The 13,775-nt window shown below is 70.8% G+C and carries 10 protein-coding genes; 6 read left to right on the top strand and 4 right to left on the bottom strand.

Annotated elements, in window-relative coordinates:
* Positions 1-259: 259 nt before the first annotated feature.
* Positions 260-1,645: a transcriptional regulator gene (locus tag OG747_RS24930; RefSeq protein ID WP_405881566.1), complete on the bottom strand. Its 1,386-nt coding sequence runs from the start codon at positions 1,643-1,645 to the stop codon at positions 260-262.
* A 306-nt stretch (positions 1,646-1,951) separates the two neighbouring features.
* Between OG747_RS24930 and OG747_RS24925 the strand changes: the two genes are divergently transcribed.
* The 3 genes from OG747_RS24925 (at position 1,952) to OG747_RS24915 (ending at position 5,087) form a co-directional block, all read left to right on the top strand.
* A complete protein-coding gene (locus OG747_RS24925) occupies positions 1,952-2,605 on the top strand; it encodes a bifunctional DNA primase/polymerase (RefSeq protein WP_405881565.1) in 654 nt (217 codons plus the stop codon).
* A gap of 98 nt (positions 2,606-2,703) precedes the next feature.
* Complete coding sequence (locus OG747_RS24920; RefSeq protein WP_405881564.1) at positions 2,704-3,483, top strand: ABC transporter ATP-binding protein; 780 nt, start codon at positions 2,704-2,706, stop codon at positions 3,481-3,483.
* On the top strand, positions 3,480-5,087 hold the full coding sequence (locus OG747_RS24915; protein WP_405881562.1) for a transporter: 1,608 nt from the start codon (positions 3,480-3,482) through the stop codon (positions 5,085-5,087). Before OG747_RS24920 ends, OG747_RS24915 begins: the two co-directional genes overlap by 4 nt.
* A gap of 111 nt (positions 5,088-5,198) precedes the next feature.
* Here OG747_RS24915 and OG747_RS24910 read toward each other — a convergent pair whose 3' ends face one another.
* The gene (locus OG747_RS24910) at positions 5,199-6,101 is read right to left on the bottom strand and encodes an alpha/beta fold hydrolase (protein ID WP_405881561.1); all 903 of its coding nucleotides are present in this window, start codon (positions 6,099-6,101) and stop codon (positions 5,199-5,201) included.
* Positions 6,102-6,837: 736 nt separating this feature from the next.
* Positions 6,838-7,530, bottom strand: coding sequence for a metal-dependent transcriptional regulator (locus OG747_RS24905; RefSeq protein ID WP_405881560.1), 693 nt, complete (start codon positions 7,528-7,530; stop codon positions 6,838-6,840).
* A gap of 356 nt (positions 7,531-7,886) precedes the next feature.
* Here OG747_RS24905 and OG747_RS24900 point away from each other — a divergent pair, with 356 nt between their 5' ends.
* Complete coding sequence (locus OG747_RS24900; RefSeq protein WP_405881559.1) at positions 7,887-8,642, top strand: SIS domain-containing protein; 756 nt, start codon at positions 7,887-7,889, stop codon at positions 8,640-8,642.
* 67 nt (positions 8,643-8,709) lie between these two features.
* Here the strand turns inward: OG747_RS24900 and OG747_RS24895 are convergent, their stop codons facing one another.
* The gene (locus tag OG747_RS24895) at positions 8,710-10,110 is read right to left on the bottom strand and encodes a PAS domain-containing protein (protein ID WP_405881558.1); all 1,401 of its coding nucleotides are present in this window, start codon (positions 10,108-10,110) and stop codon (positions 8,710-8,712) included.
* Positions 10,111-10,756: 646 nt separating this feature from the next.
* On the opposite strand from OG747_RS24895, the gene iscB reads away from it, so the two are divergent.
* Together iscB and OG747_RS24885 are read left to right on the top strand one after the other, a co-directional pair.
* Positions 10,757-12,193 (top strand): RNA-guided endonuclease IscB, encoded by a 1,437-nt coding sequence (gene iscB / locus OG747_RS24890; protein ID WP_405885660.1) that lies wholly within the window; start codon positions 10,757-10,759, stop codon positions 12,191-12,193.
* A gap of 513 nt (positions 12,194-12,706) precedes the next feature.
* The gene (locus OG747_RS24885) at positions 12,707-13,771 is read left to right on the top strand and encodes an isopenicillin N synthase family dioxygenase (RefSeq protein ID WP_405881557.1); all 1,065 of its coding nucleotides are present in this window, start codon (positions 12,707-12,709) and stop codon (positions 13,769-13,771) included.
* Positions 13,772-13,775: the final 4 nt, after the last annotated feature.

Here is a 13,775-nt window from a genome sequence, read left to right as displayed (position 1 = left end):
ACTAATGGGGGACCTTCGGAATCGTCGGCTCACGCTACCGGGTCCCCAGGAGCCCGTGCCACGCAGCACAGGGCGTTACCCCTGCCCCGTGTGACCGGAGTAACGAATACGCCCCGCTGTGCGCTGTATTTGTCCCCTTCCCCTCCGGGCGCCGTCGTTTACCCAGCGTTCACGCCTGTTCACGCCCATGCGCGCCGTGTGTTCACCGGCGCGCACACGCTTCGCCCACGGGCGCGCTCACGATCCGCTCACGCCCCGTTCACGCCGCCGCCTGCAACTCCAGACGCGCCCCGAACTCCCGTACCACCGCCTCGTCCCGGTACGGCTCCAGGCGCTGCTGGAAGTCGTCCAGGTACTCGGCGCCGCGGTTGGACCGGAGCGTGCCCAGCAACTCGACGGCCCGCAGGCCCGTGTGGCACGCCTGCTCCACCTCGCGCTGCTGGACCTGCGCGGTGGCGAGCAGCACATAACCGATGGCCCGGCGGCGGGCCCGCGACTCCGGGTGCCCGGCGAGGGACTCCTCGGCGCACCGCGCGGCGGCCTCCGCCTGCCCCAGGTCCCGGTGGCAGTGCGCCAGTTCGTCGGCGAGATACGCCTCGTCGAAGTGCGCGATCCACGTCGGGTCGTCCCCGGAGGCCGCGTCGGCCCCCTCCAGGGCGGAGACCGCCCGCCCGGACGCCACCTGGGCGGCGCGCGCGTCGCCCATCAGCGCGTGCCCGCGCGCCTCGGCGGCGTAGAACATCGACTCCGCGCGTGGAGTCACCCGCCCGCGCGCGCCCTCCTGCGCCGCGCGCGCCAACTGCGCGATCTCGCGCGGGTTGCCGAGCTGCGCCGCCAGATGGCTCATGGACGCGGCGAGTACATACCCGCCGTACCCCCGGTCCCCGGCCGCCTGGGCGAGCCGCAGCGCCTGGATGTAGTACCGCTGGGCGAGGCCCGGCTGACCGGTGTCGATGGCCATGTAGCCCGCGAGTTCCGTCAACCGCGATACGGCCGCGAAGAGTTCACGGCCGACGCCTTCCCGGTACGAACCCGCGAGCAGCCCGGAGACCACGCTGTTGAGATAGTGCACGACGACCGGGCGCACATGCCCGCTGCCGTACTGGTGGTCCAGGTCCGTGAGCGCCTGCGTCATCGCCTTGACCGCCGCGACGTCCGAGAGGCCGACCCGCGGGCCCGCCGCGCGCGCCACCTGCGAGTCCGGCGCGGAGATCAGCCAGTCGCGGCTGGGCTCGACGAGCGCGGAGGCGGCGACGGACGAGCCGGACAGGAAGTCCCGGCGGCCGACGTCACTGCGCCACAGCTCACACACCTGCTCGATGGCACCGAGGACGGTCGGCGAGAACTGCAGCCCGACGCCCGACGCGAGGTTCTTGCCGTTGGCCATGCCGATCTCGTCGATCGTGACCGTACGGCCCAGCTTGCGGCCGAGCGCCTCGGCGATGATCGCGGGAGCGCGTCCCCGCGGCTGCTGACCGCGCAGCCAGCGCGCCACCGACGTCTTGTCGTACCGCAGATCGAGGCCGTGCTCCGCGCCGCACATGTTGACCCGGCGGGCCAGGCCGGCATTGGAACAGCCCGCTTCTTGGATGAGCGCCTGCAGCCGTTCGTTCGGCTGCCTGGCGACGAGAGGCCTTGCGGCCATGGCGTACCCCCTGTGGCTGCGGTGCCTGCCCACGCACCGAGTTGACGTGTCCTCATCGGCCAACCACAGCTAGGGAAGTCGGCCATGAAGATCAATGCCCCGCCGACATACCGAAGATGCGAGACATGTGAGGATTGCCGGGGTAAAGGCGGTTGCCCGACCCCTCCCCTGGTTACCCACCGCCCGCTGTCGTTCCCCGTGCGCGCCCCCACCCGTGCATCCATGCGCCCCACACGGGGAAACGATGCCCCTCCCCCGCGCATGTGACGCCCGTAACCGTCCCAGGCAACTAGAGTTGTCTTCATCGTGGAAGAGACCATCGCGGGGCCCGAGGCCGCCCAAATCCCCCAGCAGCGCGGCGAATCACTGTTGGACACCGCCGTGCGATATGCCGAAGAGCGCCACTGGGACGTGTTCCCGGGCGCCTGGCTGGAGGCCCTCGACGGGATGCAGCGCTGCTCCTGCGGTGAGGCCACGTGCGCCGCACCCGGCGCACACCCGGTGCGCGAGGACTGGGCGACGCAGGCGACCGGCAGCGCGACCGTCGCCCGCCGCATGTGGTCGAAGCAGCCGAACGCGTCGATCCTGCTGCCCACCGGGCGTACGTTCGATGCGATCGATGTGCCGGAGACGGCCGGGTTCCTCGCGCTCGCCCGCATGGAGCGGATGGAGCTGACGCTGGGGCCGGTGACGTGCACGCCGGACCGGCGCATGCATTTCTTCGTGCTTCCCGGCGCGGCGGCGAAGATCCCCGACCTGGTGCGGAGGCTGGGCTGGCCGGCCGCCTCCCTCGACCTGGTCACCCTGGGCGAGGGCTCGTACGTGGCGGCTCCGCCGACCCGGTTCGGGTCTCGGGGCGCGGTGCAGTGGGCCTGCCGGCCGACGCCCGCGAATCGGTGGCTGCCGGATGCGGAGGAGTTGATCTCGCCGCTCGCTTATGCGTGCGGGCGGGATCGCTGACGCTGGTCTGCGCCGTATTCGTCTGCGGGTGCGCTGTGGCTGGTCGCGCAGTTCCCCGCGCCCCTAAAAACCAGGGCGTTCCCCCTTAGGGTGCTTACATGACCCAGCGAGTAGCCGTACGCGTGCAAGGGCTCTGGAAGCGGTTCGGAGAGCAAATCGCCGTCGGCGGGATCGATCTGGAGTTGCCCGCGGGGCGGTTCATCGGGTTGGTAGGGCCCAACGGCGCGGGCAAGACGACGACCCTCTCGATGGTGACCGGGCTGCTCAGGCCCGACCAGGGCAGCGTCGAGGTCGTCGGCCACGACGTGTGGCGCGATCCGGCGGCGGTGAAGGCCCGCATCGGCATACTCCCCGAGGGCCTGAGGCTCTTCGAACGGCTCTCCGGACGCGAACTCCTCGCCTACACAGGCCGGTTGCGCGGTCTGCCCGGCGCCGAGGTCGACAAACGCACCACCCAGCTCCTCGATGTCCTCGACCTCGCGGGCGCCCAGCACAAGCTCGTCGTCGACTACTCGACGGGCATGCGCAAGAAGATCGGCCTCGCCGCCGCTCTCCTCCACAACCCCGAAGTCCTCTTCCTCGACGAGCCGTTCGAGGGCGTCGACCCCGTCTCCGCGCAGACCATCCGCGGTGTCCTGGAGCGGTACACGGGATCGGGCGCCACGGTCGTCTTCTCCTCCCACGTCATGGAACTCGTCGAATCGCTGTGCGACTGGGTGGCCGTCATGGTCGCGGGGCGCATCCGCGCGCACGGCCCGCTCGCGGACGTCCGCGGCAGCGCGCCCTCCCTCCAGCAGGCGTTCCTGGAACTGGTCGGCGCGCAGGGCCGCGACCTCGGGTCCGACCTGGACTGGCTGGGCGGCGGGGCGACGCGATGAGCACGGGTGGCTCCGGGGCCTCGATCACCCCCGTCGTCGTACGACTGAAGCTGTCGCTGCTGCGCAACGGGCTGCGGCAGTCGGCCGGGCGGCGGGCCGCGTACATCACCTCGGTCGTCCTCGTCCTCCTCTTCGCCGCCCTCCAACTGCTCGGCCTGATCGCCCTGCGCGGCAACGCGCACGCCGCGTCCGTCGCCGTCCTGCTCGTGGCGATCATGGCGCTCGGCTGGGCCGTGATGCCGCTGTTCTTCCCCAGCGGCGACGAGACCCTCGACCCGACACGGCTGGTGATGCTGCCGCTGCAACCGGGCCCACTGGTACGGGCGCTGCTCGCGGCCTCGCTGGTCGGCATCGGGCCGCTGTTCACCCTGTGCCTGCTCGTCGGTTCCGCCCTCTCCGTGGCGCACGGCACGGCGGCCTACGTCACCGCCGTCGTCGCCGTGGCCGTGGCCCTGCTCGTCTGTGTGGCCCTCGCACGGGCCGTCGCCGCCGCCAACATCCGGCTGCTGTCCAGCCGCAAGGGCCGCGACCTGGCCGTACTGAGCGGCCTCGTCGTCGCGATCGGCACGCAGCTCGTCAACTTCGGGGCGCAGCGACTCGGTTCGGCGGGCGGGCTGTCCCAGCTCGACCCGGCGGCGGACGTGCTGCGCTGGGTGCCGCCCGCGTCGGCGATCGGCGCGGTGGATTCGGTGAGCGAGGGGTCGTACGGCGTCGGGGGCGCCCAACTGGTCCTGAGCGTGGCGGCGCTGGTGGGGCTGCTGGCGCTGTGGGCACGGCACCTGACACGGCTGATGACCTCGCCGGACGGATCGACCCTGCAGGCGGGCGAGCCGGTGACGCGGAAGCGGGGTACGGCCGGCCTGAGCCGGTTGCTGCCCGCGGGGCGCACCGGGACCGTGATGGAGCGCAGTCTGCGGTATGTGTGGCGCGATCCGAAGACGAAGGCCGCATGGGTGACCTCCCTGGCGATCGGGCTGATCGTGCCCGTGTTCAACGCCTTGCAGGGCACCGGCTCGATCTACTTCGCGTGCTTCGCCGCCGGGATGCTCGGGATTCAGATGTACAACCAGTTCGGACAGGACACGTCCGCGTTCTGGATGGTCGCAATGACGATCGCCTCCCCGCGCGACGCGTACATCGAACTGCGCGGGCGTGCGCTGGCGCTCCTGGTCATCACCCTGCCGTACGCGACCCTCGTGACCGTCCTGACGACGGCGATGCTCGACGACTGGCCCCAGCTGCCCGAGGTGCTCGGGCTGTCCTTCGCGCTGCTCGGCGCGATGCTGGCCACCGGCGCGTGGTCGTCGGCCCGCTTCCCCTACTCGATCCCCCAGGAGGGCTACAAGAACGTGGCCCCCGGGCAGACGGGCCTCGCCTGGATCTCCATCTTCGGCGGGATGGTCTCGGCGGCGCTGCTGAGCGCCCCTGTCATCGCCCTCACGATCTGGCTGAACGTGACGGCGGACGGGGATCGGTGGAGCTGGCTGGTGCTGCCGTTGGGAGCGGGGTACGGGGCGCTGATCACGATGTTCGGGCTGCGGATGGCGGCGCCGCGGACGGCCCGGCGGCTGCCGGAGATCCTGGCGGCGGTCAGCAAGGGCTGAGGGCTCAGGGGGATGCGCCCAAGGGCTGAGGGCTCAAGGGGATGACCCTCAGATGAGACTCGGAGACTCGGAGACTCGGAGACTCGGAGGATGAGACTCAGGGGATGCGACTCAGCGGATGAGGACCCCGTCGAGGAACGGTTCGATCGCCGCGCGCCAGGCCTCCGGCTGGTCGTAGTGCACAAGGTGGCCGGCGTCGGCCACCTCCGCGTACTGGCCGTGCGGCAGGACGCGGACCATCTCCTGGGACTCGGCCCGGCCGAGCTCGCCGTCGAGGCCCCGTACGACCAGGGCGGGGCACTGGACCTGGGCGAGCTCCTCCCAGTGCGCGTCGTACACCCAGGTCTCGCGGGACTTCAGCATCTGCTCGGGTTCGAACACCGGGCGCCAGCCGTCGGCGGACTCGTGCATCACCTCGGCGTAGAACTCGCCGCGGGACGGGTTCGGGCGCTCCACCCAGGGGTCGTCCTCGCCGAACCACTTCCGTACGTCGGCGAGCGTGGCGAAGGGCATGGGCCAGGCCTTGAACCAGTCCTCCCACTCACGCTGCGACGCGGCCCCTAACGCCGAGGCCCGCATGTCGCAGATGATCAGACCGCGGACCAGGTCGGGGCGCTTGGCGGCGAGCTGCCAGGCGGTCAGCGCGCCCATGGCGTGGCCGATGAGGACGGCCGGGGCGAGGCCGAGCTGTTCGAGGGCGGCCTCGGCGTCCTCGATGTACGCCTCCCGGGTGTAACCCTCCTCCGGCGCCTTGTCGCTCTGGCCGTGGCCGCGCTGGTCGAGCGCGACGGCGCGGCGCCGCTCGGAGAGCCAGCGGGCGGTGGATGCCCAGTGGGAGGCGCGGCCCATGAGGCCGTGCAGGAGCAGCACGCCGGGCGCCTCCGAGGCCTCCGAGGCCTCCGAGCCATCCAAGCCCTCCGAGGCCTTCGGCGGGTCGGTCTTGGGAGGATCGGCGAACTCCCATGCGGCGAGGCGTAGGCCGCCCGCGCCCGTCACGTCGATGCGCCGCACCATAGGTCTGGCACCCCCCTAGCTCGCTCGGACCGCTCGCTCCTGCTGATGTGTTGCGCTACGTGTACTCCTGGTACCCCTGCCCCACCGCCACGCTATCGAATGAGTATTCGAAAATGGGCTTCTCGGCGGTAACACCCCTCAATCGAGTGACCATGCTCGGGGATTGACCGCCGCCGCCGCGGGGAGATCTTCAGCGGGAGGCGGACCGCTCGGGGAAACCGGTCCGAAGGGGATGACCCTGGGAGCTCGGGGCTCCGGGTCAGCACAGGGGAGGACAGGCCCCGGCGCCATCTGGCGCCGGGGCCCTCTCCATGTCTACGGCACATCATGTCTACGGCACATCCTCCCCGCCCCCTCCCCGACCGCGCGACATCCCTCTCGGACACGGTCAAGAGCCCTCAGGTCATATGCCTCACGCGACAGCCTGGCACGCAAATGGTCCCGGCGCTGCGATTCCGCGCACTGAATCTTCGTTTCGGTGACGTGGCGAAAGCTTCACAACTGCCACTGTGGTCACGAGAGTTGACATGTACGAGGTGAGTGGGGCGGGGGTTCGGGACGGGTCCGGCGACGGCGACCAGCGCAAGCATGTTCGCACCGGCGGGCTCCCGGGGGCGGGACCCCGGGTCCGGCGGATGCCGGACCCCGTGGCCCGTCCCCGGGAGCTGCCCCTCGCGGGCTCAGGGCCGGGAGACGCGCACCGGAGTGTCGGCGCCTACCGGGGGTCGGTGGGGCGTCAGCGCTTCGCGACGAACACGTGGGACGCGATGCCCGACTCCAGCTCCGCCGCCTCACCGCCGCTGCCGACGAGCACGCCGCCCGCCGACTCCGTCACGCTCACCACGGAACCGGGCTGCACGCCCGCCCGCCGCAGCGTGTACATCAGCTGCGCGTCCGTCTGGATGGGCTCGCCGATCCGACGTACGACGACGGTCTTGCCGTCCAGACCGGGGTCGAGCTCGGCCAGCGACACCATGCTCTCGTCCAGGAACGGGTCGGCACCGTCCTTCTCGCCCAGCTCTTCCAGGCCGGGGATCGGGTTGCCGTACGGCGACTCGGTCGGGTGGCGCAGCAGCTCGAGCACGCGCCGCTCCACCGCCTCGCTCATCACGTGCTCCCAGCGACACGCCTCGGCGTGCACCTGCTCCCACTCCAGACCGATCACGTCGACGAGCAGGCACTCCGCGAGCCGGTGCTTGCGCATCACGCGGGTGGCCAGGCGACGGCCCTCCTCGGTGAGCTCCAGGTGCCGATCCGTGGCGACCGCCACCAGACCGTCGCGTTCCATGCGCGCCACCGTCTGGCTGACCGTCGGCCCGCTCTGGTCGAGCCGCTCGGCGATCCGGGCGCGCATGGGGACCACGCCTTCCTCCTCCAGCTCGAGGATGGTGCGGAGATACATCTCCGTGGTGTCGATCAGTCCGGACATACGTGCCCCTCGATTAGCTCTGCCGGAGGCTCGGTGGCCCACCGGCGTGTGCGCTGGCCCTGAACTCAATTCTGACGCATACCACTGACAACCGTGCCTCGCCGTTGAAACCACAGGATGAAGACTGCCTCTGCGGCGGCATGGACCCGAGGCTCGGCCGGGTCGGAAGTGACGGTCTGATGTAACGGTCGGACGCAACGGGCGCCAGGGCGATGCCCGCGCCCCCAGTGTCGCCCCTGCGGGCCGTATTGACAGCGCACTGGTCCGGACCGCAACGTGATCCGCGACACGACGGGAGTACCGCCGTGCCGGGCGACCGGTTCAGCCGCTCCAGACTTCCGAAAGGGGCTTCGCCGATGAGCGACAGCACGCTGGCCGGGCAGTTCTTCGACGCCGCGATCGGCCTGCTGCGGCGGGTGCGGGACGAGGACGCGGGGGACATCGCGGCGGCCGGGACGCTGATCGCCGACACCGTCGCGGACGGCGGCCGGCTCTTCGCCTTCGGCGCCGGGCACTCCTCGCTCGCCGCGCAGGACGTCGTCTACCGCGCGGGCGGCCTCGCCCTGATGAACCTGCTCGCCGTGCCGGGCGTGGTCGGCGTCGACGTCATGCCGGCGACGCTGGGTTCGGCCCTGGAGCGGGTCGACGGCCTCGCGAGCGCGGTCCTGGACTGCAGCCCGCTCCGCTCCGGGGACGTACTCGTGATCATCTCCCTGTCCGGCCGCAACGCGCTCCCCGTCGAGATGGCCATGAACGCCCGCGCGCTGGGCGTGAAGGTCATCGGGGTCACCTCGGTCGCCTACACCTCGGAGACCACCTCCCGGCACGTCTCGGGGACCTACCTGAAGGACCACTGCGACATCGTCCTCGACTCGAAGATCGCGGTCGGGGACGCGGAACTGACCCTGGAGACGATCGACGCCCCCTTCGCCCCCGCCTCCACGGTCGTCACGACGGCCCTCCTCCAGGCCGTCATGGCCACCGCGGCGGGCGCCCTGGCCGAGCGCGGCATCGAGCCGCCCCTCCTCCGCTCGGGCAACGTCGACGGCGGCCACGAATGGAACAGCCGGGTGATGACGGAGTACGGCGACCGGATCTTCTACCACCGTTGAACCGAGGGTCACCCGATCGGCCGGCCGTCCCGGCGGCACTCCCGTACGGCTACGACGGCTACGACGGCTACGACCGCTCCGCCAACCCCACCAGTCCCACCAGCCCCTCCAGGTCCAGCGCCATGGCTATCCGTACGGCCACATCCTCCGCGTACGTCGCGTCCGTACGCTCGAACTGGCTGCGCCCCGACCCCCGCAGAAACGTCACGACGCCCAGCGTGCGCCCCCGGCTGCGCAGCACCGCACACAGGGCGTGCACCGAGTCCGGCGGCCACTGGCGGGCCGTGGCCCACTCCCGCACCCGCTCGGGGGCGGTCTCGCCGCAGCTGGCCCGTACCGACCCGGCCCGCTCGACGCACTGCAGCGCCGGGTGCCCCTCGGCGTACCGCACAGGCAGTCCGGCCTTCCCGGTGAGCAGGCTCGGCCCGGGGGCCCCGGCGGGCGTGGCGGCCACGCGTACGAGCCGTACCGGCCCCTCCCCGTACCCGACCGGGCCGCCCGCGACCCGGTCGATCAGCGCGTGATCGGCGAACCCGGCGAGCGCGAAGTCGAGGTGGACGGTGGCGGCCTCCCCCGGGTCCTCACACTCGGCGGCGGCCCGCGCCGCCCGGTGCAGCTGGTTGGCCCGGAAGCGCAGCAGCGCGGCCTCCTGCTCGGTCTGCTTGGCCTCCGTCACGTCCTGGAAGAGCCATCCGACACCCAGCGGAACCGGTTCTTCCGTGAGCGGCGAGGCAAGCCTCAGGAACCCGCTCCGCCAGCACCGCCGTTTCTCACCCTCGGCCGACCGCACGCTCACCCACATCTCGGCGGGAGCGGGCGGCGCGCCCTCGGCGAGCACATGTGTGAGCGCGCCCTCCAGCTCCTCGACTCCCTGGGAGAGCAACTCCCCCAGCGGCCGCCCGAGCACCGCCGTACGCCCGATCCCCAGGGCCCGAGCCGCATGGGCATTGACGACGGCGGGCCGCAGATCCGCGTCCACCAGCACCACACCCCAGCTGGCGTCCTCGAACAACGCCTCGCTCAGGGCGATGGACCGCTCCAGATCGATCTGCGCGTGCACCTCGCTGAAGGCGCAGTACACCCCGGCCGGCTTCCCGTCGGGCCCGCGCACAGCGGCGGACTGGGTCCGTACGAGCACGCGCCCGCCGTCCTTGGTCAGCAGGGCGAACTCGTTCACCTGCCGCCCGGGGGCCTCCATGGCGGACAGCAACCGCGCCTCGACCTCCTCGGCATCGGCGGTCCGCACGGCCCATCCGGCGAACCCACGCCGCCCCACGGCCTCGGCCGCGGTCCATCCGAGTATCCGCTCGGCCTCACGGTTCCAATGCGTGACGACCCCGTCGGCGTCGAACGCGCACAGTGCCGCGTCCATCCCGTCCAGCAGGGCGGCAAGCAGATCGGAACCATCGCGCTCGGGCTCATCCGGCCCCAGCTCGTCGGTGGTCCCACTACGCCGGGAAGCACTCACCTGGACCCCCTGCAGGCTGCGTCCGCACGTACGGCGCGACAGTTCGCTCACTCGCCTTCATTCAACTCGAACGTGACCCAGCCCACATCCTGTTCCCCAAAGATTGGACGAAATCGTTGTACGCAGGGATTCCGTCCCGGCAGCCCCAGGAATCGCAGGACGACAGGAGAGACGCCGAGTGAGCGCCGGAGGGGAGCTCCGGGTGCTGGAGTGGCCTGGGCAGCAGCAAGATCGGCTGTGCGTTCGGGAAATTGGAGTTATTCGCACGGATGGGCGCTTTCGGATGAGTTCGGCTCCCTCGCGGTACTTGATCGCTAGCGTCAAGCAAGTACCGAAGAAAGGAGGTCACTCGCTCCCCGACCTGACGGTTGTCGAGTGACCAGCCCAAGTCATCACGATCCGAAAGATCAGGGAGGTGCCCCCGATGACTACGTTTCCTGCAGGTGAGCAGACCCACCCCGGCGTACTTCCTCAGCGCCGGGCTCTGGAATCCGTGGGAGCAGACACCCCTGGGAGCAGGGACGAAACGGCTCACGGACACCCCGCCCCCGCGCGGGACACCGACAGGGAACATGGGCGAGGGGAGACCGGCGGGCGCGGCACCAGGCCCCGTCGGCGTCACGCCGTTACCGCACCTCCGGGGGCGATAACGGCAGAGAACGGGAGCGGTGACGTTCCCACGCATGACCACGCGTACGCGGGTGGCATCGGCGCGAGCAGGGTCTTCGTCCTCTCCAAGGACGGCCACCCCCTCATGCCCTGCCACCCCGCCCGCGCACGGGAACTCCTCCGCAAGGGGCGAGCCGTGGTGGCCCGGCAGGCCCCGTTCACCATCCGGCTCGCAGACCGCACGCTCGCCGAGTCTGAGGTCGACGGCGTGCAGTTACGCATCGACCCCGGTTCCAAAGGCACAGGTCTCGCCCTCACCGACGAGAAGAAAGAGGCCGACGGAAGCGGGGCCACCGTCACCGTCAGACGCGGCCTGATCTCGATCGAACTCCAGCATCGCGGCGACCAGATCCGCATGTGCATGCAACAGCGCGCCGGCTACCGGCACAGACGACGGTCGGCAAACCGCCGTTACCGAGCACCCCGTTCGAAGAACCGCACTCGCCCCGAAGGCTGGCTCCCTCCCTCACTGCACCACCGCGTCGACACCACCCTGTCCCTGGCAAGACGCATGTGCCGATACGCGCCCGTCACCGAGATCCACATAGAACGCGTCGCCTTCGACACCCACTCCATGAGCGCAGGCAGACCCCTCGCCGGAACCGAGTACCAACAGGGCACGCTCGCCGGAACCGAGGCCCGCGCCTACCTCCACGCCAAATGGAACCGCGCCTGCGCCTACTGCGACGCCACCGGCATCCCCCTGAACATCGACCATCTCCGGCCCCGCAGCCGCGGCGGCTCCGACCGCATCTCGAACCTCGTCCTCGCCTGCGCCCCTTGCAACCAGGCAAAGGGCAGCACGCCCGTCGACGCCTTTCTCGCCCACCGCCCCGACCGCCTCGCCAAAATCCTCCAGCAGGTCAAGACACCGCTCCATGACGCTGCCGCCATGAACGCGACACGCTGGCGGCTCACGGAAGCGCTGGAAACCCTCGGCAGACCGGTCCACGCATGGTCGGGCGGCCGTACCAAGTGGAACCGCACGGCGATGGGGCTCAACAAGACCCACACCCTGGACGCCCTGTCCGTCGGCCGCCTGGATCACGAGAACGGCGACGCGATCGTCCGGCTGCCCGAGCACGTCCTCATCGCCAAGGCCACCGGGCGCGGCTCGTACGCCCGCACCACGCCCGACCGGTTCGGGTTCCCTCGGCTCCGGCGGGCCCGGGCGAAGCAGCACTTCGGCTACGTCACCGGGGATCTCGTGCGTGCCATCGTGCCCGCCGGCAAGTGGAGGGGCACGTGGACGGGGCGTATCTCCGTACGAGCCAGGGGGCAGCACAGCCTCACGACGGCGCGAGGTCGGATCAACGTCTCTCACTGGAATCTGCGGCTCGTACAGCGGGGCGATGGCTACGGGTACTCCATCCGGCGGGAGCCAGTGCCACCAACATTTCGAAAAACCGGTTGAGCCACGTTCGATCGGTTCTTAGGGTGGGTTCCACGCTAGGAAAGGAGGTGATCCGGCAGATGTATGGAACCCGGACGAGCGAGGTGGCTGCGGGCTAGCAGCCCGTCACCACACGTAGTGCGGTGCCGGACCAGCGCGCGAGTTCAGCGTGCGACCGGCCGAAATTCCACGCAGTCACCCGACCCGCGAGCTCGCCGGTACGTCCGGCCGGCTCCTCCGCCGCGAGGCGGGGGGACCCGAGCTCGCGGGTCGTCTGCGTTCCCGGAGTATGTGTCCTCCGCGTTCCCGGGGTGGTGTGAGGCAGGGCACATGCGTATCGAGCGCCCCGCAGTACCCTTGCCGCATGCTTCCGATGCTCGTTCGACGCCGGCACGTGGACTTCGTGCGCGTCACGAGCATGGGCTGTCAGATCACTGTCTGACCTCGGCCCTTCACTCTTCCCCTTGGCACCCGTGGCCCCCGCCCCACCCCCGGCGGCCGCCCGGGCACCCGTACACCCTGCGGACGCATCTCATGACGACGAACACGTCTTCTGCTCAGTACCGGCAGCACCGGCAGTACCGGCAGAGCCAGCTGCACCAGCAGCTTCCGATCATCGATCTCTCCGCGGCCGACCGCGGTCCCCAGGCCCGTGCCCTGCTGCACGCGCAGTTGCACAGCGCCGCCCACGACGTGGGGTTCTTCCAGCTCGTCGGGCACGGGGTGAGCGAGGGTGAGACCGCCGCCCTGCTCGACGCCATGCACCGGTTCTTCGCGCTGCCCGAAGCCGACCGGCTCGCCCTCGACAACGTGAACTCGCCGCATTTCCGCGGGTACACCCGCACCGGCGACGAGCGGACGGGCGGCAGCCGGGACTGGCGGGACCAGCTGGACATAGGGGCCGAGCGGCCCGCGCGAACACCGGGGACGGATGAGCCCGCGTACTGGTGGCTGGAAGGGCCCAACCAGTGGCCGACCGCGCTGCCGGAACTGCGGACCGCCGCGCTGGCCTGGATCGACCGGCTCAGCTCGGTCGCGGAGCGGCTGCTGCGGGAGCTGCTCACCGCGATCGGCGCCCCCGCCGACTTCTACGAGCCGATCTTCGGCGGCCGGGCCCATCCGCATCTGAAGCTCGTGCGGTATCCGGGGAGCTCGGGGGACGGCGCCGACCAGGGGGTGGGCGCGCACAAGGACTACGGGTTCCTGACGCTGCTGCTCCAGGACCAGGTCGGCGGTCTCCAGGTGCAGCGGGAGGACGGGCTCTTCCACGAGGTGCCGCCGCTGCCGGGGGCGTTCGTGGTCAACCTGGGTGAGCTGCTGGAAGTGGCCACCAACGGGTACCTCGTCGCCACCAACCACCGGGTCGTCAGTCCGCCCGGGGCCACCGAGCGGTTCTCGGTGCCGTTCTTCTACAACCCGCGGCTGGACGCGCGGGTCGAGCCGCTGCCCTTCCCGCACGTGTCCGCCGCGCCCGGCGTCACCGACGACCCGGCGAATCCGCTGTTCGCCGAGTACGGGTTCAACGAGCTGAAGGGCAAGCTGCGGGCCCACCCGCTGGTCGCCGCCCGTCATCACGCGGAGCTGCTCACCCCCGCGTGATGAC

It is taken from the genome of Streptomyces sp. NBC_01384 (assembly GCF_045040035.1).
Lineage (GTDB): Bacteria > Actinomycetota > Actinomycetes > Streptomycetales > Streptomycetaceae > Streptomyces.
This window is presented reverse-complemented; position numbering and strand designations above follow the sequence as displayed.